The organism is Micromonospora sp. S4605 (assembly GCF_003176715.1).
GTDB classification, from domain to species: domain Bacteria; phylum Actinomycetota; class Actinomycetes; order Mycobacteriales; family Micromonosporaceae; genus Micromonospora; species Micromonospora echinaurantiaca.
Genome location: NZ_QGSW01000237.1, coordinates 29,789 through 51,338, shown reverse-complemented (window position 1 = coordinate 51,338; position 21,550 = coordinate 29,789). Strand labels below are relative to the sequence as shown.

Below are 21,550 nucleotides of genomic sequence, written 5' to 3'. Positions count from 1 at the left end.
TATGAGCTGGTATCCGGCGTTCGAGGCGGCGGCCGAGGCCGCGGTGCATCGGCTCGGTCCGAGTCACCTGCGGGTGCTGGCCGACCGCCTCGGCGGCGGCTGGCCGGAGCAGGCGCTGCGGCACGCCGTCCCGGTGCCCGGCTTCGCCGATGCGGCCGGAGCGGTGCTGGCCGCACAGCATGCGTCCGGGATGTCGCCGGTGGAGGCGGCGGCGTACCTGAGGGGGCTGGCGGCCGGGCACGCCCAGCGGTCGGCAGAGGTGCGAATCGAGTCGGTGTGGAGCGGGCCGAGCACCCATCCGGTGCCGGTTCGATCAACCGCCCAGGTGCTGGTTGAACTCGTGGGAGAGGCCCGGGGCGAGCTGCTGCTGATGACGTACTCAGCGACGCCGTACCAGCCGCTGCTGACGGCGCTGGCGGCGGCGGTCACGCGTGGCGTTCGCGTCACCGTCGTGGTCGAGACCCGGGATGGTGCGGGAGGCGCGTTGCAGGGCACGGAGCCGGCGGCGGCATTTGGGACCGTGCCCGGCGTCAAGCTCTGGCACTGGCCGAAGGAGCAACGCGCCGAGCACCCCGCCAAGATGCACGCGAAGATCGCGGTCGCCGATCGCCGGGTGCTGCTGGTGTCCAGCGCCAACCTCACCCAGTCAGGAGTCAACCGCAACATCGAAGCCGGGCTGCTGGTGCGCGGCGGCACGGCACCCCAGCGGGCAGCCGAGCACATCGCCGAACTTCAGAGCCGGGGCGTGCTGACCCGGCTGCGCAATGCCGGGCAGGGGTGGTGACGGTGGACGGTGCCACGGTCGCGGCTGGCGATATCGCCCGACTCGCCGGCGTTGGCCGAGCCGCCGTCAGCAACTGGCGACGGCGGTTTCCCGACTTTCCCCACCCGGTTGGTGGCAGCTCGGCGAGCCCGCTCTTTGCGCTGAGTGAGGTCGAGGCTTGGCTGACCCGACACGACAAGCCGTTCCAGCTTACCGCAATGGACCGGGTCTGGCAGTCGCTGCGCGGTGCGGCGGCCGACCTGGAGCTGGGCGACCGCATCGGCTACCTCGGTGGCTTCCTGGTTTATCAGGAGCGGGATCCGGCGGGTTGGAAGATCCTCTCGGACCAGCCGGACGACATCGTGCGGAACCGCCTCGCCGACGCGAGGGCGGCGGTTGTCCCGGAGTTCGCGCACCTGGTCACCGCCCTACCGGACGCGGACGCGGTGACCATCGTGCGGCTGGCCGCCGAAGCGGCCGACCTCGAAGGCCCGCGAGCGGTCTTCGACTTCCTCCGCCAGCGGTACCTGGAGGTCCACTCCCGCCGACACACGGTCACGCCCTCCTGGGTGGCGAACCTCATGATCACCCTGTCCGGCGCGGCGCGTGGGCGGGTGCTCGACCCGACGTGCGGAATCGGCACCCTGCTGCTGGCCGCCCGGGCTGCCGGCGCCACCGAACTGGCTGCCCAGGAGATCAACCGCACCGCGGCCCGACTGGCCGTCTCCCGCCTCCTTCTGGCCGGTGACAACGCGCGACTCATCGTCGCTGACTCCCTGCGCGCCGATGCCTTCGCCGACGAACTCTTTGACGTCGTTGTCTGCAACCCGCCGTTCGGCGATCGATCGTGGGGATACGACGAACTCACCAGTGACCCTCGCTGGGCGTACGGCCTGCCACCGCGGGGCGAGTCGGAGCTGGCCTGGTTGCAGCACTGCCTCGCCCACGTCCGGCCCGGGGGACACGTGGCCATCCTGATGCCGGCCGCCGCCGCCAGCCGCCGCGCGGGTCGCCGTATCCGGGCAAACCTGCTTCGCTCCGGCGCCCTCCGGGCGGTCATCAGCCTGCCCGGATGGGGCACCACCGCTCCCGGCGGCCCGGACCTGTGGGTGCTGCGCCGCCCTGATGGTGCAGACCAGACGCGTGTGCTGCTCGTCGATGCAACCGCCGATCGAGACTTGGTCGAGGAGGCGTGGCGAGCCTTCCTCGCCGACCCGGAGACCGACCTACCAGGCCTGAGCCGGTCGTTCCGCATCAAAGACCTGCTGGATGAGGTCGTCGACCTCACGCCCGCCCGCCACGTCATCGCGAGCCCAGCCGCCAGGGGACCGGCGTTCCGTCCGGTGCGAACCCGGCTGTTGACGGCCGCCAGGACCCTCGCGGACACCTTGCCCGACCTGTCGATGCCGGCTCCGTCCGAGCCGTTGGCCACAACCACCATCGGCGAACTCGCCAAGTCGGGCGCGGTGTCGATCCGTCAAGCACCGATGGGAATGCGGACCGACCGGGGAGACCAACCCGTCCTCACCGCCAACGACGTTCGGCTCGGTCGTCCGCCATCCGGAGCCGCAAGCATCGCCCCCGGTTCGATCACCCTGCGGCAGGGCGACGTGGTCGCTGTGCCGCCCGGGCGGCACTCGGCCGTACGGGTGCTCACCGAGGACGGGACGCTGCTCGGCCCGCAGCTCCTTCTCTTCCGGGTCGACCCGGAGCAGCTCGACCCTCACTTTCTCGCCGGGTTCCTCCGAATCGCGCAAGCGGCACCCCGTACCTCGTCCGGCTCGACGCGTACCGATCTGCACCGCGCAAGGCTGCCCCGGCTACCCATCGACGCCCAGCGCGTCTACGGCGAGGCGCTCGAGACACTGTCGGCTTTCCAACAGTCGGTACGGGAGTTGGCGGACCTCGCGGATTCCCTTGTCGCACTAGGCTTCGCGGGTCTCGCCGATGGCAGCCTGAGGCCGGACGGAGCAACGGATGATTAGCGTGGCCATCGCCGTGGGGGCAGGGGAGAGGCTGTGTCTGGGCGGACGCTGAGCAACGGGCGCTACGAGCTGGAGACTCTTCCGCTAGCCCGGGGCGGCATGGGCGAAGTCTGGCTCGGGCGGGACACCAAGCTCGACCGGGAGATCGCCGTCAAGTTCATCCGCTTCCCGGACGGCACCCGCGACGATGAGCACATCCGTCGGTTTGTGCGGGAGTCGCGCATCACCGCCCGGCTGGAACACCCCGGCGTGCCCGCCGTCTACGACGTCGGGGTCGACGGCGACGGCCGCCCCTTCCTGGTCATGCAACGCATCCACGGGATCAGCATCGCCGACCTCGTCGCCGAGCAGGGGGCGTTGCCCATCGGCTGGGCCGCCGCGATCGCGGCCCAGGTCTGCGCCGTGCTCGCCGCCGCCCACCGCGCCTCACTGGTGCACCGGGATCTCAAGCCGAGCAACCTCATGCTGGAACCGGACGGACGGGTGAAGGTCCTCGACTTCGGCCTCGCCGTGGCGCCGACCCTCGCCGACTTCTCGAAGATCACCCACACCGGCCAGCCCTTGGGTACGCCGGCGTACATGGCCCCTGAGCAGGTCGAGGCGAACCTGAGCAGCCCCGCCACCGACCTCTACGCGCTCGGCTGCACGCTGCACGAGATGCTCTCCGGCGAACACGTCTTCACCGGCTCGACGTCCTATTCCGTGATGAGCAAGCAGGTGAAGGAGACCCCGCCCGCCCTGCGTTCGATCCGCGCCGAGGTGCCCCCCGACCTGGAACAACTGGTGCTCGACCTGCTCGAGAAGAAGCCACAGTCCCGGCCGGCGAGCGCCGAGGCCGTCTACGACCGGCTGCTGCCCTTCGCCACCGCCCTCGGTCCGCTGCCTGGTGTCCTCGATCCCCCGTCGACGACGAGCCCGGTCCGGCTGTACGCGGGCGTCCTGAGCCGAGTGTTCGCCGAGACGACCGTGGTCTCGAGTACCTCAGCCGGCGTATCGCCGCAGCCCACCACAGCACCGCCACGCCAACCGGAGCCGGCACCCCAACACGAACGGCTCAACCGGAGTGACCTGGACCGGGCCCGCAGCGAAGCCCATGAGCTGGTTCGGCAGTCCCGTTACAGCCAGGCCGCAGAGGTGCTGACGGAAGCGGCCGGACCGGCGAGCCGCGCATTCGGCCAGACCGACCGGGACGTGGTGAGCCTGCGGTTCGAACTGGCCAACGTGTTGTTCGAGGGCGGGGACTACCGTCGCGCCGCGCCGGCGTACCACGACCTCGCCGCCGACCTCGCCGCCGCCGACGCCACGCACACCGACCTCCTGCTGCGCTGCCGTCTGCAGGAGGCGACCTGCCACGCGCTGACCGGGCAGACCAGTCAGGCGCTGCGGCAGCTCAACGACCTGCTTCAGGATGAGCGTCAGGCCTACGGCGACGAGGACCCCCGAACCCTCGAACTGCGCCGCCAGATCGGCCTGCTGCAACTCGGCGCCGGTCAGCGGCAGGCCGCCGAGCAGACCCTGTCAACGCTGCTCGCCGACCTGAAACGACTGCGCGAAGCGGGCGACCCAACTACCACCGAGATCGCCGACCTGCTCGCCTCGCTGCGCCAGTCGCGATAACTCGCACGCACCCGACCACCCGACCACCCCGCCGTCGTCATCCGCGGCACGGAACGAGGAGAGCGCCATGAACGAGCCGGCCCGGCCGATCGAACACATCTCCATCCGGGTGCCCTGGCATGACGCCGGCTGGAACGGCACGATCTGCGCAGACCCACACGGCAACGGCACCTGTGTGCTGCTGAAGAACATCGGCCAGCGCCGGAACGACGACCACGAGCGGCGCCTGGCCGGCAGCGAGATCGCCGATCTGCCCCTCGCGGACGCGCCGCCGTGTGTGGCAGAACGGGGCACCTTCATGTCCCCGCGGGTCATCCCGTTCCAACGCCAGCATCCCTTCACCCAGAAGTCGCCGGCGTTCGCCACGTTCCAGCTCACCCCGCAACCGATACCGGCGTACGCCGCTCAGGCGGTGCCCTTCCGGTGGATGTCCCGCGATGGCGCGAGGGAAATCAACGAACAACGCAGACTCGGCCTTCGTCCGGAGCTCGAAGAGCAGGTGGACGCCATCACCGGCTGGGACAGCTCCACCTGGATGATGCACGGCGACAATCAGCGGACCATCCTCGACGCCTTCTTCAGCACTGTGCAGCGCGAGTCGAGTCTCGTCTTCTTCTACGCCAAGCACAGCCCGCTGAGCGACGACCCTCGCCGGCTCCTGGTCGGGGCAGCCATGGTCACCGACGTAAACCCCACCGGCGCATACCGCAGCAGCGGCGGGGAGCAGTTCCCGGCACAGATGTGGGAGACCAACATCTCGCATTCGCTACGGCCGGACCAGCAGCGCGGGTTCCTCATGCCGTACCAGGCGCTGCTCGCCGCCCGGGACGACCGGGGCATCGACATCTCCGACGCCCTGGCCTTTGCCCCGGAAGGGGGCTGGGAGGCCTTCTCGTACGTCACCGAGCACGTCAGCCACGACCTGGCCATCGACGCCCTGCTCGCCCTCATGGCCGCGGGCCGCACCGCGCAGCGGCTGCTCGGAGCCGCGGCGGGGCCGCTGGGGTTCGACTGGCTGGAGGGGCAGCTCAACCGGCTTTGGAAGCTGCGGGGACCTCGGCCGGGGCTGGCCAGCGTACTGGCCGCCTTCGGGGTTCCGCAGTCGGTGACCCTCGCCCACCTGGTCGCCGCCGCGGGCGGTCCCGGAACGGACCCGTGGCTGACTCTCGAGCAGGCGATGGCCGACCCCGACCGACTCGGGATCGCCGCGAAGACGCACCTGACAGGCACCGTCCGCGCCACCTGGAAGGCGCTCAAGCCGGAGCGACGGAAGCTCCTTGAGCTGCTGAGCCGCTTCTCGCTGACCCGGGAGCAGGCCGAACGGTTCTTCGTCGTCGAGGAACGCGACCCGGCACTGACCGACGAGCAGATCATCACGAACCCGTACCGGCTGTTCGAGGCCGACCGAGGCCAACCCGACGCCGTACCCTTCGCCATCATCGACCGGGGCTGCTTCCCGGACGCCGCCGTCGCCGCCGAGCACCCAGTACCGGCCCCCAGCGCCATGTCGGACGACCTCGACGCCCGCCGGGTTCGTGCCCTCATCGTGGACGAACTGCAGCGGGCGAAGGCGGCGGGACACACGCTCCAGCCCCAGACAGACATCGTCACCAGCATCAGAGCTCGGACGCTGAGCGTGCCCTGCCCGGTCACCGGCGATGTCCTCGACGCCCACCAACTGTCCGCCGACACCCTGCCGCCGGAAGGCCCGCTGACCGGTGTGCCCCTGCCCAATGGCGCCGCTGCCCTGCAGCTCACCGAACTGGCCGAGGTCGGCGCCGTCATCCGCAAGGAGGTCGAGCGGCGGCTGAAGGCCCCGTCGATCACCGAGGTGCCGGACTTCGCGCGGCGGCTCGATGACCTCCTCGGCGCGATCGGTGGTGACTTGACCGACGAGGAGCGAGACGCCGAGACGCGAGCGCGGGCGGAGAAGGTGGCCGCTCTCAACACGCTGTACTCCTCGCGCATCAGCGTGCTGATCGGCTCCGCCGGCACGGGCAAGACCACGCTGCTTCAGGTGCTGCGGCACACGAAGACCGTCGACGCGGGCGGCGTCCTCCTGGTTGCCCCGACCGGGAAGGCCCGGGTACAGCTGGCCCACCGTGTCCAGGCGGAGGCCGTCACCCTCGCCCAGTTCCTCATCGCCACCAAGCGGTACAACCCGCGGACCGAGCGCTACCTCGTGACCGGAGACGTCCAGACCCGCGCCAAGAACTACAGGACGGTCGTGGTCGACGAGGCCTCCATGCTCACCGAGGAGCAACTCGCGGCGCTCTTCGACGCGGTCACCGGGGTGCAACGTCTGGTCCTCGTCGGCGACCCGCGCCAGCTCCCGCCGATCGGCGCAGGCCGCCCCTTCGTCGACATCGTGCGGCGGCTCGCACCCGCCGACATCGCCACGCGCACACCCCGCTGCGCCCCCGGCTACGCGGAGCTGACGATTCCTCGCCGCCAGGTCGGCCAGGAGCGTGACGACCTGGTGCTCGCTAGCTGGTTCGCCGACGGCGAGCTGTCGCCGGCCGCCGACCTCGTCTGGGAACGGCTGCGAGCCGGCGAGCAGTTGCCAACCCTGCGGGCGGTGCGTTATGACCGGGCTGACCTTTTCGCCACCCTGCTCACGGTGTTGCGGGACGAGATCCCGGAGCTGCGGGAGGCCTCCGACGAAGAGCTGTCGACCGCCTTCGGCCGCAGCTACGGTGGCGTTGTCTCCGGCAGGGGCAATCTCTACTACCCCGGCGGCGCGGCGAAGAAGGCCGACGCCTGGCAGATCCTCTCCCCGGTCCGCAGTCGTGGCTGGGGCACCACCGAGATCAACCGAGCCCTCAAGGACACCTTCGGCACGCGCGCGCTGGAGCAGGCGATCGGACCGAAGCGCTACAACGCCAAGCCGATCGGGCCCGAGCGAATCGTCGTCGGTGACAAGGTCATCAACATCCGCAACCACAAGTTCAGTCCCTACGCGATGTATCCGAAGGACGCGGAGCGGTTCGTCGCCAACGGCGAGCTTGGCGTCGTGATCGGCCAGACGCGGTCCGGGAAGGTGAACTGGGCGCCGAACAAGACCGAGATCGAGCTCGGCGGTCGTGCTGGCGTCAAGTACGCCTACCGCGACTGGTCCGACGACGACCGGGCGCCGATGCTGGAACTCGCGTGGGCCATCACCATTCACAAGGCGCAGGGCAGCGAGTTCCAGATCACGCTTGTCGTGCTGCCGGACGGTGCGGGGCTGAGCCGCGAGCTGCTGTACACGGCCCTGACCCGGCAGCAGCACAAGGTGATTTTGCTGCACGAGGCCGACCTCGACGAGGTCGCCAGGCTGGGCTCCGCCGTCTACTCCGACACCGCCAGGAGGCTCACCAACCTCTTCGTGGCCTCCGAGCCGATCCAGGTTGGCGACGCTGTGATCGACCGCGGTCTCGTGCACCGAACCGCCCGTGGCGAGCTGGTCCGGAGCAAGAGTGAGGTGCTCATCGCAAACCTGCTGGACGAGCTGGGGCTGTCCTACGACTACGAGTCGCCCTTCACAGGCGACGACGGTCGTACGGTCCGACCTGATTTCACGATCCTCACAGACCTGGGCGAGACCGTCATCTGGGAGCACCTCGGCATGCTCTCCGACCCTCGCTACGCCTCCAAGTGGGTGCAGAAAAAGGCCTGGTACGTCGCCAACGGGATCCGTCCCGATGAGGATGGCGGCGGCAGCCGAGGCAGGCTCGTGACCACGGATGACCGGCGCGGGGTTGACTACCCCGCCTGGCGCAGCTTGGCCCACAAGGTGTTCGGCCTGTGACCACCCTTCCCTTCTCCCCTCAAGGAGACCCCTCATGCACATCTCGGCTCATCTCGATCTTGACGTGGTGGCACTCGAGACCGACAGCGAGCTCGCCGTCCTTATCGAGTTGGCCGCCCCGTCCGCGCCGGCTTCGGCTACCGTCCGCGCGGCATCCACCCTGCAGGTGGTGCTCGACCGTAGCGGATCGATGACCGGTGCCCGGATCGACGGCGCGAAGGCGGCACTCATCGGTCTGGTGGACAAGCTCGATCCCAGTGACAACTTCGGCCTGGTCGCGTTCGACGACCGGGTCGAGGTGACGGTCGCAGCCGGGCCGCTCACCGACAAGGAGGCGGTCAAACGCGCCATCGGACAGCTCAGCGCGCGCGGCAGCACGGATCTGTCCGCCGGCTACCTGCGCGGACTGCAGGAAGCCGGCCGGGTGGCCGGGGCGACCGGTGCGACCGTGCTGCTCATCTCGGACGGGCACGCCAACGCTGGCGTTACCGATCCGGACAGGCTGGGCGGCATCGCCGCGAAGGCCAACACCGACAACATCACCACATCGACACTCGGCTACGGGCTCGGCTACGACGAGCGGCTCATGTCGGCGATCGCCTGCGGCGGCTCCGGCAACGAACTCTTCGCCGAGGAGCCCGACACCGCCGGCGCGCTCATCGCCGACGAGGTCGACGGGCTGCTCTCCCAGACCGCCCAGGCCGCTTCGTTGCTGATCAACGTCGCACCGCAGGTACGAGCGGTCCACGTCGTCAACGACCTGCCCGTGACGACGAGCAACGACGGACTCCTCGTCGAACTGGGCAGCTTCTACGCGGACGAGACCCGCAAGGTGCTGTTGACCTTCGACGTTCCCGCCATCGCTGCACTCGGCCTGGCTCAGATCGCCTCGTTGCGGTTCACCTGGGTCGAGCTGCCCGGCCTCACCCAGCACACGGTCACTGTGCCGCTGCACGTCAACGTCGTCCCCGGCGACCAGGCCGCAGAGGGGATCCCCGATCCGACCGTCCGCACCGAGCTGGTCTATCTCCACCTGCAGCAGGCGAAGCGCCGCGCGTCTGGCCACCTCAGCTCAGGTGCACCGACAGCCGCGCTAACCGAGATCCGCAACGCGCAGGCTGCCCTCGCCGAAACCCTGCCCACCGCGCCGCCACACCTTCGGGAGGATCTGGCGGAAGAGGCGGCCGCGCTCGCCTACCTTGCCGATCAGACGGAGAACGGCATGATCGCGCGGGCCGCAAAGTACTCATCGATGGATGCTGCCTACAAATCGGGCAAGCGCGGTCGAGTCCGGCCGCCCTCGAGTGAGCCGAACTGACTATGAGGTCAGCAGGACGGTGGACGTCAGGAACGTCCGTCCGGGTGGTTCGGGCGGGACGCCCGTTCGCTAGGTTATTGCTGCTCGCGCCTCTGTCTGGGCAGGTCAGAATGCCGAGCGGAGGTGGTTCGGACGAGGGCCGGAACCTGAACGGTGAGGCCGGCCCCGGCGCTCCAGCCGGTGTTTCCGACCCTTGCCCGGCGAAGGTTGGGCTGCACGGGGGTCTGGGGAAGTAGATGGTGTTGCCGATGATGCCGCCGAATCTCACGGCGGCTAGCGATCTGTTGCTGCAGCGGGGCCCGCTGCCCCCGGAGGAGGTGGCCACGCTCCTTCGCGCCAGCGGAATCGTGGTCGCCCCCGCCCGGCTGGCGAGGCTGCCGCAACGGTTCCCGGGCGCGTTCGTCCTCGACGACCAGGGCCGTCTCGCTGTTCCGTCCCAGACCGTCGTCGAGGCTTCGCCCCAAGCTGCCGACGAGCGGCCGCAGCCGCCGGGCCGTCCGACCGTCCCGGCGTGGAGGCGTACGCCGCTGCCAATGCCCATCGCGCTCGCTGACTGCATTGTTATCGCTGTCGATCAGTCGAGTGTCGATGGGGAGCTGGTCGCCGTACGCATGGGTGACGGAAGGTCCCGGCACTTCCCCGCAGTTGCGCAGCGACCTGACGAGCTGCGTACGTTTGCCGCCGGAGCGGCATGCGTGGTGGGTTACGACATCGACTGGTCAAAGGTGCCGCACCAGGTACGCGACGGTCTTCCGGACGTTCGAGTGGATCTGCGGCTGCTGGCGTTGCTGCAGGACCCCACCCGACCGGCGGAACGACTCGGGGAACTGTGTGCAGCCCTCGACGTCCCAACCACCGGAGACGACCTCGCCGGAGACGCCGCGGCGGCAGCGGAATGCCTGGCCGCCATCATCGAGCTCATCGATGCTTCGGAGCCGTCCTGGCAGCTCGCCCGCGCGTGCCTGGCGGCGGCCGGCTCCGCGGTAGCACGGCTGCTGCCGGACGGCCCGCTACCCGAGCGCGCCCGGGACGGGCTGACCTGCGCGCAGGATCCGCTGATCCAGCCGCTCGGTGAGGAGTTCCGGTCGGCGGGGGAGGCCGTTCGTCAGGTCTTCGGCCGCCTGGGCGAATGGGGCTATGCCGCACGGCCGGCCCAGCATGAGATGTCGGTGGCAGTCGCCCAGGTGCTCGACCACGGTGGGCTGCTTGCCATCGAGGCACCGACGGGCACCGGGAAGTCCCTGGCCTACCTCACGCCGGCCGGCGGACGCGCCAGCGGTGAGCATCGGCCGGTTGTAATCGCCACCGCCACCAAGGTGCTGCAGCAGCAGCTGCGCCGCGACGTCACCCGGTTGCGGGACCAGGGACTCTTCTCCACCCCACTCCGCCAGCTCTTCGGCGTCGCCAACTACATCTGCCCACGGGAGATCGGTGCGGCGCTCGACGGATCGGACGAGGAGGCCGAGCCGGATCAATGGCTGGCACTGGCGGTAGCAATCCGCGGCCTCGCCGTCAGCGAAACAGGAGTCTGGGATGACATCTCGGACACCAACCTCAGCAGTCGGCGACCGGCCTATCGGACCACCCGCGACACGCTTCGGACCGACGCGCGCTCCTGCGAACGGCAACTCTGTCCGTGGGTGACGAGCTGTCCCCTTTTCCAGCGGCTTAACGGGATGAGGGAGCGCCCGGGCGTACTGGCCGTGAATCACGCCCTGATCGCCACGTGGGCCCGGCTCGCCCAGCAAGGAGTGCGCAGTCCCGGCGACGTCCTCGCCGACGGGGCGGGCGACCTGGTGTTCGACGAAGCTCACGACCTCGAGGACTCGCTTACGAGCGCATGGACGGAGAAGACCAGCCGTCGGGAACTACTCAATCTCGCCACCCGGCTCGATGGGCGGAACGGGCTCGACCGACAGCTTCGACGCTTGGTTGCCTCCGGCATCGACCTAGGCGCGGGACGTCAACTGCCCGCCATGGCCCGCCAACTCCGCCGCCACTGCGACAGCCTCACCACCGCGGTCCTGCGCTACCTGCACGAATACGGCGGGGCGGCGCGCACGGCAGTTCCCCGCAGTGGGGTCGTCTATGCCCGGCCGGAATATCGACAGCTCGTCGAAGAGGTCCGGCAGACCAGCCACCGCCTGGGCGAGCTGAAGAAGGAACTGGCCGCGGTGGAGACCGCCGCACGAGCGCGAGCAGGGGAGAGCAACGAAGGCGCCCACCCATTGCTTCGAACCGTGGCGTCCCGCCTCTCCGGGCTGATCCAGGCCGTCACCGAGAAGGTGCAGGTGCTCTGGCGGTTGCGCGCCCTGCCGGACGAACACCTCTGGGTGTACCGCCTCTCGGCCGAGCTGGCCTCCGATGTTCCGTCCGAGGACGAGAGCGGGGATGCCCAGTCCGACTGGACGTTCGAGTGCATTCCCATCGACGTCGGCCCCGCCTTCGCGGACGCTGTGGTCCGCCCGGCCCGAAGCGTCACCCTGACCAGCGCCACCCTCACCACAGGTGGCACCTTCGACTACGTCGCCTCCCGCCTGAGCATCCGGGTCGCGCCCGGCAGCGGTGAGCCGGGGGTGTTCGACGGACGCCAGCTGCGAAGCCCGTTCGACTACGCCACCCAGTCCGCAGTTGTCCTCACCAACCACCTCCCGGTCCCCGTTCCGAGCCAGGAACAGGAGTTCGTGGAGGAGTTCGCCCGGGACCAGGTGGGACTGCTGTCGCTGACCGGTGGTAGGGCCATGACGTTGTTCGCGGCGCGACGGCGGATGGCGAGCGTCGCGCAGCTCGTCCGGCAGCAGGGCGACGCCCTCGCCGACCGCGGCGTGCGACTGCTGGTCCAGGGGGAGGCCGGCCGGACGGAGATCTCCGACCGGTTCCGCGCCGATCCCGGCACCGTGGTCTACGGGCTGCGTTCGTACTGGCAGGGTTTCGACGCTCCGGGCGAGACCTTGAGCTACCTGGTCATCGAGAAACCGCCCTACCCCCATCCCGATGACGCCGTGGTCAGCGCACGCATCCGTGCCATCGCGGACCGGGGCGGAGACCCCTTCCTCGACTATGTGGTGCCCAAGACGGCAGTGCTGCTGGCCCAGGGCTTCGGCCGACTGATCCGCAGCGAGACCGACCGGGGCGTGGCGCTGATCGGCGATCGACGTATGCAGTCACCGAGCACCGCCAACCGCATGCTGCTGTCCACGCTCCCCGGGCCGGAGCTGTACCACGCCGTCGACCGGGACGACGCCTGGCGCTACGCCCTGCGCTTCGTGACCGGCGAGGAACCGGACCTGCGCGACGCGTTGGCGTTGGCGGGCAACGAGGTGGACGCGATCCTGCAACGGCTGCGGCTGGTGCCGGGTGAGGACCCGGAGCCGAAGCTGCGGGAAGGCGCGCGCCTGTTGTTCGGCGTGCAGGAGCTGCGGGAACCGCAGCTGCAGCTGATGCTGGCCCATCTCGCCGGCGTTGACACGGTCGGCATCCTGCCCACCGGCACCGGCAAGTCGCTCTGCTTCCAACTGCCAGCGCTGCTGCGTCCCGAGGACCGAGCGACCGTGGTCGTCAGCCCTCTCGTCGCACTTATCAAGGACCAACTCGACGACCTACGCGGGCGTCGGGGCCTGCGCGGCGTACAGGGCATCACCGGCAGCACGCCCGCCACCGTCCGCACCGAGATCCTCCGGGACCTCGCGGCGGGCAAGGTGCGGCTGCTGTACGTGTCGCCGGAGCGGCTGGTGCGGGATCCGGTGCTGCGGGTGGCGTTGGAACGACAGGACCTCGCTGCCCTGGTCGTGGACGAGGCGCACTGTGTCAGTGACTGGGGACACGACTTCCGGCCCGAATTCCGCCAGGTTTCCCGGGCGGTGGCTCACCTCGACCGCGCACCACGCATGGCACTGACCGCGACCGCAACCCCGCCGGTGGTCCAGGACATCATCGCCACCCTCGAGCTGCGCGACCCCGTCACGGTCAGTCTGCCCTCCGACCGCCCGAACCTTCGGTTCCAGGTCACCAAGGTCGCCGATGAACGGGAACGTGCCCGGGAACTGCTCCGCATCGCCACCGTCATGGGCTCCGCGCCGGGCATCGTCTACGCGTCGCGCCGAGCCGTCACGGAGGAGATCGCGGCGTTGCTCCGACGCGCCGGGCTGGCCGCCCGTCACTACCACGCCGGCATGGTGCCGGAGCAGCGCGAAGCCGTCCAGGACGACTTCCTCGCCGGCACCACTCAGATCATCGTGGCCACCAAGGCCTTCGGGATGGGCGTGAACAAGCCCGACGTCGGCTGGGTAGTGCACTACGACCTGCCCGAGTCGCTCGACGCGTACGTGCAGGAGGCCGGTCGTGCCGCACGGGCCCCGGAGCTGCGCGGGGAATGCGTCCTGCTCTACAGCGGCGGTGACATCGCCCGACGGCGTGCGCAGGTGGCCGAGGCGACGGACACCGACCGGCGTGCGCTGACACAGCGTGTGTTGAGCCTGCTGGGCGATCAGGGCACGCGCGGCGGGGACGTGGTGTTCCACCAGGAGGAACTGGCCGACGCGGCCGGCATCGATCCGGACGAGCTCAACGTCCTGCTGGGCTGGCTGGAACGCGCCGGCGCGGTGGAGTTGCTGCCGGACTGCTCGGCGCGCGGCACCGTTCACGTGGGCGTCCGGGAGCCGGAGGATCAACAACAGCGACGCCGGTTCCGGGAGATGTCGGTGCTCCTGCGGCTGCGGCCTCAGGTCGGTAGCCGCATCGACTTCGACCGGCTCCAGCAGGAACACGGCATCGACCCCGACGAACTGGAGCGCGACCTGGTCGCCTGGTCGCTCGACCGACTGGTCACGTTCTCCTCGTCACAGCGCTACCGCCGGCTCCGGCTCAGGACGAGGAAGGTGGACAGCGCCCGGTTGACGCGGGAGATCCGCCGGTGGAGCGCCTGGCAGCGCGAGCAGCTCAACGCGGTCATCTCGTACGTCGGGAGCGCACGGTGCCGACGTGCCGACATCGTCCGTTACTTCGGGTTCCCCGCCTACGCCTGCGGAGATCAGCGGGAGGCGTGCGACGTCTGCGGGGGGAGGCCCGCGTGGCATGATCTTCCCGCCTCGGCGGTGCCGGATCCGGAACACCTGGTCAACGTGGAGCTGACCGTCCTGCAGGCGGTGGCGTGGGCATCGACGTTGCGGACCGGCCGCTATGGGGCGGTCGGGTTGCGGGCGGCCGTCCTGGGAGCGGAAGTGCTGCCGGGCGGTCATCCCATCGGTGCCGGTCTGCGGCGCTGCCCCCAGTTCGGTGCCCTCCGCTACATCCGGGGGGCCGAACGGCGCTGGGACGAGGCGGCCGCTCGCCTGATCACTGAAGGGCTTCTCGTTTCTGACGAGGTGAGCAGGGACGGCAGGAGTTACACCAGCCTGGCGATCACGGGTGCCGGGCGGGAACGGTTGGGGGGACGGCGTGGGTGAGTTGGTCAGTGTCGAGCGGACCATCACGGCCGAACTGCTGGAGAACGGGGAAATCTCCCTGGGGCCGGTCGAGCAGACCCGGCTCGGGCTTCCCAGCCACTCCGCAGACCTGGCTCTCGTCGTGGACGACGAGTCGCTTGCCGTTGCGTGGGTCGCTGGCCGGCGACGCCTGCACGGCGAGGCGTTGGCCGAGTACCTTCAGGACACAGCTCGAGTAGGCGGCCTGCTGAGACTGGAGCGCCGCGGCGACGGCCCGCTGCGGCTGGTCGTCTCCGCGCCGGGAGCCCATCTGTCGTTCGCTGCGGGGCTTCCGGGCGCTGTCGTGGCCGCGCGAGCCACGCCCGCGGCCAGCGGCGCAGCGGCTGCGCGCTCCGTTGCCAGCCCTCGGCGCCGAGCCAGCACCGGAAGTCGATACCGCCTGCGCAAGCGCGAGGAATACGCCTGGCAGGGCCAGATCGGCTTTCTCAAGAGCGCCCGGAACCACGCCGTGAGTGCGCTCAAGAACCGTGGCTGGGATCCGGCCGACGCGGTCGAGCTGCGGCTGGAGGGAGAGCGCCTGGCAACCCTGGACCAGTTCGACGAGCTGCTGGCCATCGACGCGGCACACATCGAACACATGCCGCACCAGGAGGCGGCGGCCCGCACGGTCCTGACCCGCATGGGCGGGCGGGGCATCCTCGCCGACGAGGTCGGTCTCGGCAAGACGGTCGAGGCAGGTTTGATTCTCAAGGAGCTCATGCTCCGCGGGCTGGCGCAACGGATCCTGATCATCTGCCCGGCACCGCTTCGCGACCAGTGGCGCGACGAGCTGCGCGACAAGTTCGACGAGGACTTCACCGTCGTGGCCAGCGGCCAGGACGCCAGAGCGTTCGAGCAGGACCGCGTCATCATGACCCTGCAGCTTGTGCTCCGTAACGCAGAACGGTTCCGAAAGCGGTTCGACCTGGTCATCGTCGACGAAGCCCACCGCCTGTCCGGCGCGGGCGCGAAACGTACCCGTGAGATCGTCGGTGGACTCGTCGCGAAGGCACCCCGCGCACTCTTCCTGTCCGCCACCCCGGTCCAGAACAACCTGCTGGAGCTGTACCGGCTGGTCGAGCTCCTGCGCCCCGGCACCTTCGACTCCGAGTACGACTTCTCGCGCCGCTTCGTCGACCGGGCGGACCCGCGGCGGCCGGTGAACGCCGTAGAGCTGCGTAAGTTGATCAGCAGCGTGGTGGTACGAACCACCCGACAGCAGGCGGGGGTCGATCGGGTCCACCGGATGCCACCGCAGGACCACGGCGTCGTGCTGACCCCGCCGGAGCGCCAGCTCTACGACCTCCTCCTGCACACGCTGCGGCACCGGATGACCGGTCCGGCCGACACCATGCGGCGCCGGCAACTCGCGCTGCGGCTGACCGCGTCCCCGCAGGCGGTGTCCCGCAGCGCTCTGCGGATGGCCGAGCGGGAACCGGACCGGCAGTTGCGGGAGGTCCTCGCCGAGATCGGTCACCTGGCGGGAGACATCCGGCACACCTCCCGCGAGCAGACCGCACTGAAGGTCGTCCAGCGCTGGCTCGACGAACACGGACGGGTGCTGATGTTCACCCAGCACACGGACACCCTGACCGGGATTCTCCGGCTGCTGGACGGCGCTGGAATCAGCGCCGCGCCGTTCCACGGCGGAATGACCCATGCCGCCCGCAGCGCCTCGGTCGCCGACTTCCGGTCCGGCCGAGCCCGCGTGCTGGTCTCCACCGACGCGGGTGCCGAGGGTCAGAACCTGCAGGTGAGCAACTGCGTGCTCAACTACGACCTGCCGTGGAACCCGATGCGGGTCGAACAACGCATCGGACGGGTGCACCGACTCACCCAGACCCGTGACGTGCACATCGCGAACCTGTTCGCCCGGGACACCCTCGACGAGGCCGTATACCGCCTGCTGCACGACAAGCTCGCCATGTTCGAGCTGCTGTTCGGGCAGGTGGTGACCGTGCTCGGTGAGCTGGAGGGCACGCAGGACTCCAGCATGGAGAACCGGGTGCTGGAGGCCCTCTACGCCAAGAGCGACGCCACCATGCAGCGCCGGTTGGACGAACTGGGGAACCAGTTGGAGCAGGCCCGCAGTCGGGCCATGACCATGATGACCGCCGACGCCGGCCTGAGCGACTGGCTCGCCCAACGGCAGGAAGAGCGGCGCAAGCGCGCCGCGCAACCGGAGGCCCGAGAACTGCTGCCCCAGGCCTCGAAGCGTCCGCGCCGCCGACAGAAGGACCTTGAGCGGTTCGTCGCGCGTTTCCTGACGTCGGCCGGTGCGACATTGAGCCAGCCCTCGGAAGGGCTCACCGTCGCCACCCTGCCTGACGACCTCGCCGAGGCGCTGGGAGGCCGTCGCGAGCTCGTCCTCGCCTTCACCAACGCCGCACTGGACCACCACCCCGAGGCACAGCTCTGCGTCGTCGGATCCGAGCTCTTCGACGAACTGCTGGAGGTGCTGCGTGAGCGCGGTGACCTGGCCGGGACCGTGGCCGAGCTGCCCGACGTGCACCAGCGGCCGGTGATCGCCCACAGCCCGGACGTACAGCTGGTCAAACGTCACATCGAGCCGGTGGACGAGTGGGCCGCGCGAGCGACGTACCGGGTGCAGGAGGGCGCCACGAGCGGCAACCAGCAACTGGTGAGTGTTGCCGTCGGACCGGCCGTCGACATCAACCGGCGTCGGGCACCGCTGCCCGACGGGGCGCCGATGCCCACGGAAATGGCGGAGAAGGACGTCCTCGAGACCATCGACGGTCACGCGGCTGTGAAGCTGCGGCAAACCCTGCGGGAGGCGCGGGAAGCCGAGCAGCGCCGGCAGCGAGAGGCGCAGGAGGCGCTCGTCGCGAACCTGGAGAAGCAGCTCAGGACGGCGGAAAAGGCCTGGCAAGAGGCGCAGGAGAGCTGGCACAAACGAGGTGCCTACGAGGCGTACAACGAGCTGCAGGAGCGGGAACGCCAGCTGAACCGGGCGATCGAGGCGGCCCGTCGACCCACACCCACCGAGGTGGACACAGAACTGCGCGCCGAGCTGCTCACCCTCGAGATGCACGGCTCGGACCGACTGATGGTGGTGGAACGCTGGGAACACGCCAACGGCACCGCTCGGGAACTGCGGTACCCGTGGACGGGTAACCTCGCTCAGCACGGTTTGACCTGCGAGGCGACCGGCGAGCCGCTCGCGACCCTGACTCTGTGCGGCGGCGGTCACGTCGTTGATCGGTCAGCGTTGTCGGCCTGCCAGACCTGCGAGACCGACTGGTGCGGGGCGTGCGGCCCCGAGCGAACGGTGCAGGAATGCCGAGGCTGCAATCGAGGATCCTGCGCCACCTGCCGTACGGGTGGCCTGCTGTGCACCGGCTGCGTCCGGCCGCAGCGCGCAGCGGAGCTGGACAGTGAATGGGAGACCGGTTGGCGCCTGGGTGGCGCGGCCTACCTGCTGGTCGGGGAGCGCCACGCCGTGCTCGTCGACGGACGTGGTGACCGGCAGACGCTGGTGCCCGCAGCGGACGTCCAGGACCCGGCTCGGGCGCGGCTGCGGGGCCTCGCTCACCGGCTGCGGCTACCCGCCGGCACCGGCCTGGTCGCGGCGGCCCCAAAGGTCACCCCAGCGGACCTGACGGCCGGCAGTGTGTGGGCGGAGGTGTCACCGTCGGCGTGGTGGACCTGGCAGCCTGGTACTGGGGCGACGATCGACGGTGCGCTGGTCGAGATGCTGCCGGAGGTCACCGGCCCGCCGGTTGCCGCCGAGAACGAAGCCGGCTTCGCCGCGCTCTTGGCCGACCTGCGTCGTCGTCAACCAGCGCCGCCGGCCCCGGCCGTGGCGGCGATGCCCTTTGCGGTCGTGCGGCGGGTCGACATCCGCGATGGCCGGTTCGTCTACCGGGAGCTCTGGCATGACGGCGACCGGACACCGCATCTCGCCTGGGAGGACCGTCAGTCGCTGCAGGTTAGCCGGCACGAGGTGGCACCGTTCTGCCGGCCGGTCGCCGCAACCGTCGTGGGTCCGGTCCGCGTGGAGGTGGACGGCCTGCACCGCTCCTACCTGTGCCTGCTGACGGACGGGACCTCCAGCAGCACCCTCTTCGTTCCCGGGCTTCCCGAGGCGACTGTCCGGGCGGAGGAACACCTCGCGCGGACGGTGGCAGCGGCCGGCCTGCCAGCGAACCGGGTGGTTGTCCGGCATCCATGGTCCGCGCCACCGGCAGCGGACCTGCAATACAGCTCCGCGGCTACGGAGGTCACGGTGAAACGTACGGTGGAGACCCGCCGGACGTTGGTGGAGCAGGCAACGGGTGACGCGGAAACGGGATTCCTCGCCGTGGACAGTGGCCACCAGGAGTTCGCCGGCGCCCAGCTAGCCGACGATGAAGCCCTCCGTGCAGTGCTCCACGGGCTAGCAGAACCCGTCGCGCCGGTGTCCGTCGCCGACTGCATCACAATCGACGAGCAATGGCGGTCACCGCACGGTACGGCGAACCGGCGCTACCTGATTGCGCCGGCCGCGCCACTGAACGCGCGCCTGAGCACCGGGCGGGCTCTCGTTGCCCCCGGCGAGCCGATCGCGGCCACGCTAACGGACGGCACCCCCGCGCGCGGGCAGGTGTACGTGGACAGCGGCGGACACCTGATCGAGCACGAGCAGGTTTCCGGCTGCCCCGTCTGCGCCCGGGCGTACGGGCCCTGCTGCGGTGACGGCGGCAGCATCACCGACTGCGTGTCCTGCCAGCGGGCCGCCTGTGGCAGCTGCCGGTCGAATGACCCGTCCACGGTGGCGGTGACCCGGTGTGCGCGCTGCGGAGACCACTCATGCGGTGAGTGCTCCCGCCACCTGCCGGTCCACATCTGCCAGCTGTGCGGTCGCGATGTCTGCCAGGCATGCGGTCCCGGCCCGCTCTGCCTCACCTGCCAACATCTCACCCCCGCCAGCCAGGAGCAGATCAGTGGACTGCCGGCCGCCCTGTGCGCCGACGGTCTCGCCGTGCTGGTCGGCGAAGATGCTGGTGGCACCGTGGTGGTGCTGCACGGCGCCAGTCGATCGGAGATCGCCCTCATCTCGCCCTCCGGCGTGCACCGCTGGGAAACCGTCACCGACGACAACGAGTATCTGCTGCGGCTGCGGTTGGGAGCCGCCCACCGATTCGGCCACGGTGACGTCGCTCTGCGCGCCGTCACTCCCGAGACAGCCCCCACCCGGAGCGACTGGCTGGTGCTCGACCAGAGCCACGGCACCACCTTCCAATGGGAAATGCAGACAGCCGATGGCCGGCACGCCGGGAACGCCCGCGGGTTGACCACCCGGCCCAGCGCAGGCGACCTCGACCTCAACCTCATCGGTGCTCTCGATGTGGCACTGAACGGCGCGGCACAGGTACCGGTGCCGACGCCGTCGTCGGCCTCACAACGTCAGGCGATGCGGCGGCTCACCGGATCGCTCGCCACCTCACCGCCCGGCACGGTCGCCGCCGCCTGCCAACAGCACACCGAGGTCACGCTCGCTCTCACGTCCAACGGACTCGTGCGACGCCGTGCGGTGGGGAGCGCCATCCACGAGGAGCGAGTGGACTGGACCACGCCGGATGAGGCGCCGCCCTGGGCGGGCGACGGGTGGTATCCCGAGCCGGAAGTCATCGCTTACGCGGCCATGGACGGCTGGACTGCTGTGGTCGCGGCCGTCGGGCAGCACGCCCTGCTCGGCGTGTGCCGGGATGGTGACAGGTCAACCTGGCACCGGCTCACCGAGAAGACCGAGATGGACCTCTTCCGGGCGGCACTCGGTGTGGAGTTGCTCGGGGAACGGTCTCTGGTGTCGGTCATTGCGCACACCCAGGTCGAGCAGATCCAGGGACCCATGATTCTGCGGGCCCGCCTGATGGCCCGTCGTACATCCCCCGCGGTCAGCCGGCAGCCGTTCGGGCAGCCGCGTCGGACGGCGCTCTCGCCTGCGACGGCCGTCGCAGCGATCGTTCCCCACGCCAAGCCCGGCGCCCCCGCGGCAGGCGTCAGCCTGCCACATCCCGTTGTGCACGGGCTGCGTGCTCGGGTGACGGCTCACCAGGTTCCCAAGGTCGACATCGCGGTCGGCTTGTCTGTGGAGGAGCAGTGGCGCCTGCCCACCGGCGAGATGATCCGGGTCCGCTACGCGGTACCGGCGGGACAGACCACCGGCTTCGTGACCGATGCCGCGACCGGTGAGCAACTACGTGAGGCAGCAGCCTGCAGGCGACACCACCTTGTCAGGTGGCTTCAACTGTGCAGTACGTGTCTCACCGCGACCTGCGCCGCCTGCCCTGACGCCGTGCGTCCCTGCACCCTGTGTGGCGGACGGCTGTGTGGCAGTTGCGTGGCCGGACCCGACGGCCGCTGCCCTGCATGCCGCAGCCTTCGCAAGGTCGGGCTGCTTGAGCGTGGGAAGTTCGGCGTGTCGTTGCGGGGCGCTGCCTGGCACAGCGTCGGGAAGCACGTCCAGGTCACGGTGCGCCGCGACAAGGGAAGGTGGACGTTGGAACGGTTGGACAAGGACGGGCGACTCGTCGTGGCCCTGGAGGGTGAGCAGCTGCTAAGGGTGATGCGCATGCTGGGGGAGAGCACCTGAGCCGGCAGAAAGATGAAGGA

The 21,550-nt window shown here is 69.9% G+C and carries 7 protein-coding genes; all 7 read left to right on the top strand.

Annotated features, from left to right (window positions below; genetic code table 11):
* Window position 1 precedes the first annotated feature (1 nt).
* The 7 genes from drmC to DLJ47_RS20495 all read left to right on the top strand — a co-directional run bounded on the left by drmC (window position 2) and on the right by DLJ47_RS20495 (window position 21,530).
* Window positions 2-784, top strand: coding sequence for a DISARM system phospholipase D-like protein DrmC (gene drmC / locus DLJ47_RS20525; RefSeq protein ID WP_109901763.1), 783 nt, complete (start codon window positions 2-4; stop codon window positions 782-784).
* 2 nt (window positions 785-786) lie between these two features.
* The gene (locus DLJ47_RS20520) at window positions 787-2,748 is read left to right on the top strand and encodes an N-6 DNA methylase (protein WP_109901787.1); all 1,962 of its coding nucleotides are present in this window, start codon (window positions 787-789) and stop codon (window positions 2,746-2,748) included.
* Between the two features lie 33 nt (window positions 2,749-2,781).
* Complete coding sequence (locus DLJ47_RS20515) at window positions 2,782-4,365, top strand: serine/threonine-protein kinase (protein WP_199235934.1); 1,584 nt, start codon at window positions 2,782-2,784, stop codon at window positions 4,363-4,365.
* Between the two features lie 67 nt (window positions 4,366-4,432).
* The gene (locus DLJ47_RS20510) at window positions 4,433-8,155 is read left to right on the top strand and encodes an AAA family ATPase (protein WP_109901759.1); all 3,723 of its coding nucleotides are present in this window, start codon (window positions 4,433-4,435) and stop codon (window positions 8,153-8,155) included.
* A gap of 34 nt (window positions 8,156-8,189) precedes the next feature.
* Complete coding sequence (locus DLJ47_RS20505; protein ID WP_109901757.1) at window positions 8,190-9,473, top strand: vWA domain-containing protein; 1,284 nt, start codon at window positions 8,190-8,192, stop codon at window positions 9,471-9,473.
* Between the two features lie 236 nt (window positions 9,474-9,709).
* Window positions 9,710-14,917, top strand: a complete 5,208-nt coding sequence (locus DLJ47_RS20500; RefSeq protein ID WP_109901755.1) for a RecQ family ATP-dependent DNA helicase — start codon at window positions 9,710-9,712, stop codon at window positions 14,915-14,917.
* A complete protein-coding gene (locus DLJ47_RS20495; protein ID WP_146228156.1) occupies window positions 14,910-21,530 on the top strand; it encodes an SNF2-related protein in 6,621 nt (2,206 codons plus the stop codon). Before DLJ47_RS20500 ends, DLJ47_RS20495 begins: the two co-directional genes overlap by 8 nt.
* The last annotated feature ends 20 nt before the right edge of the window (window positions 21,531-21,550 follow it).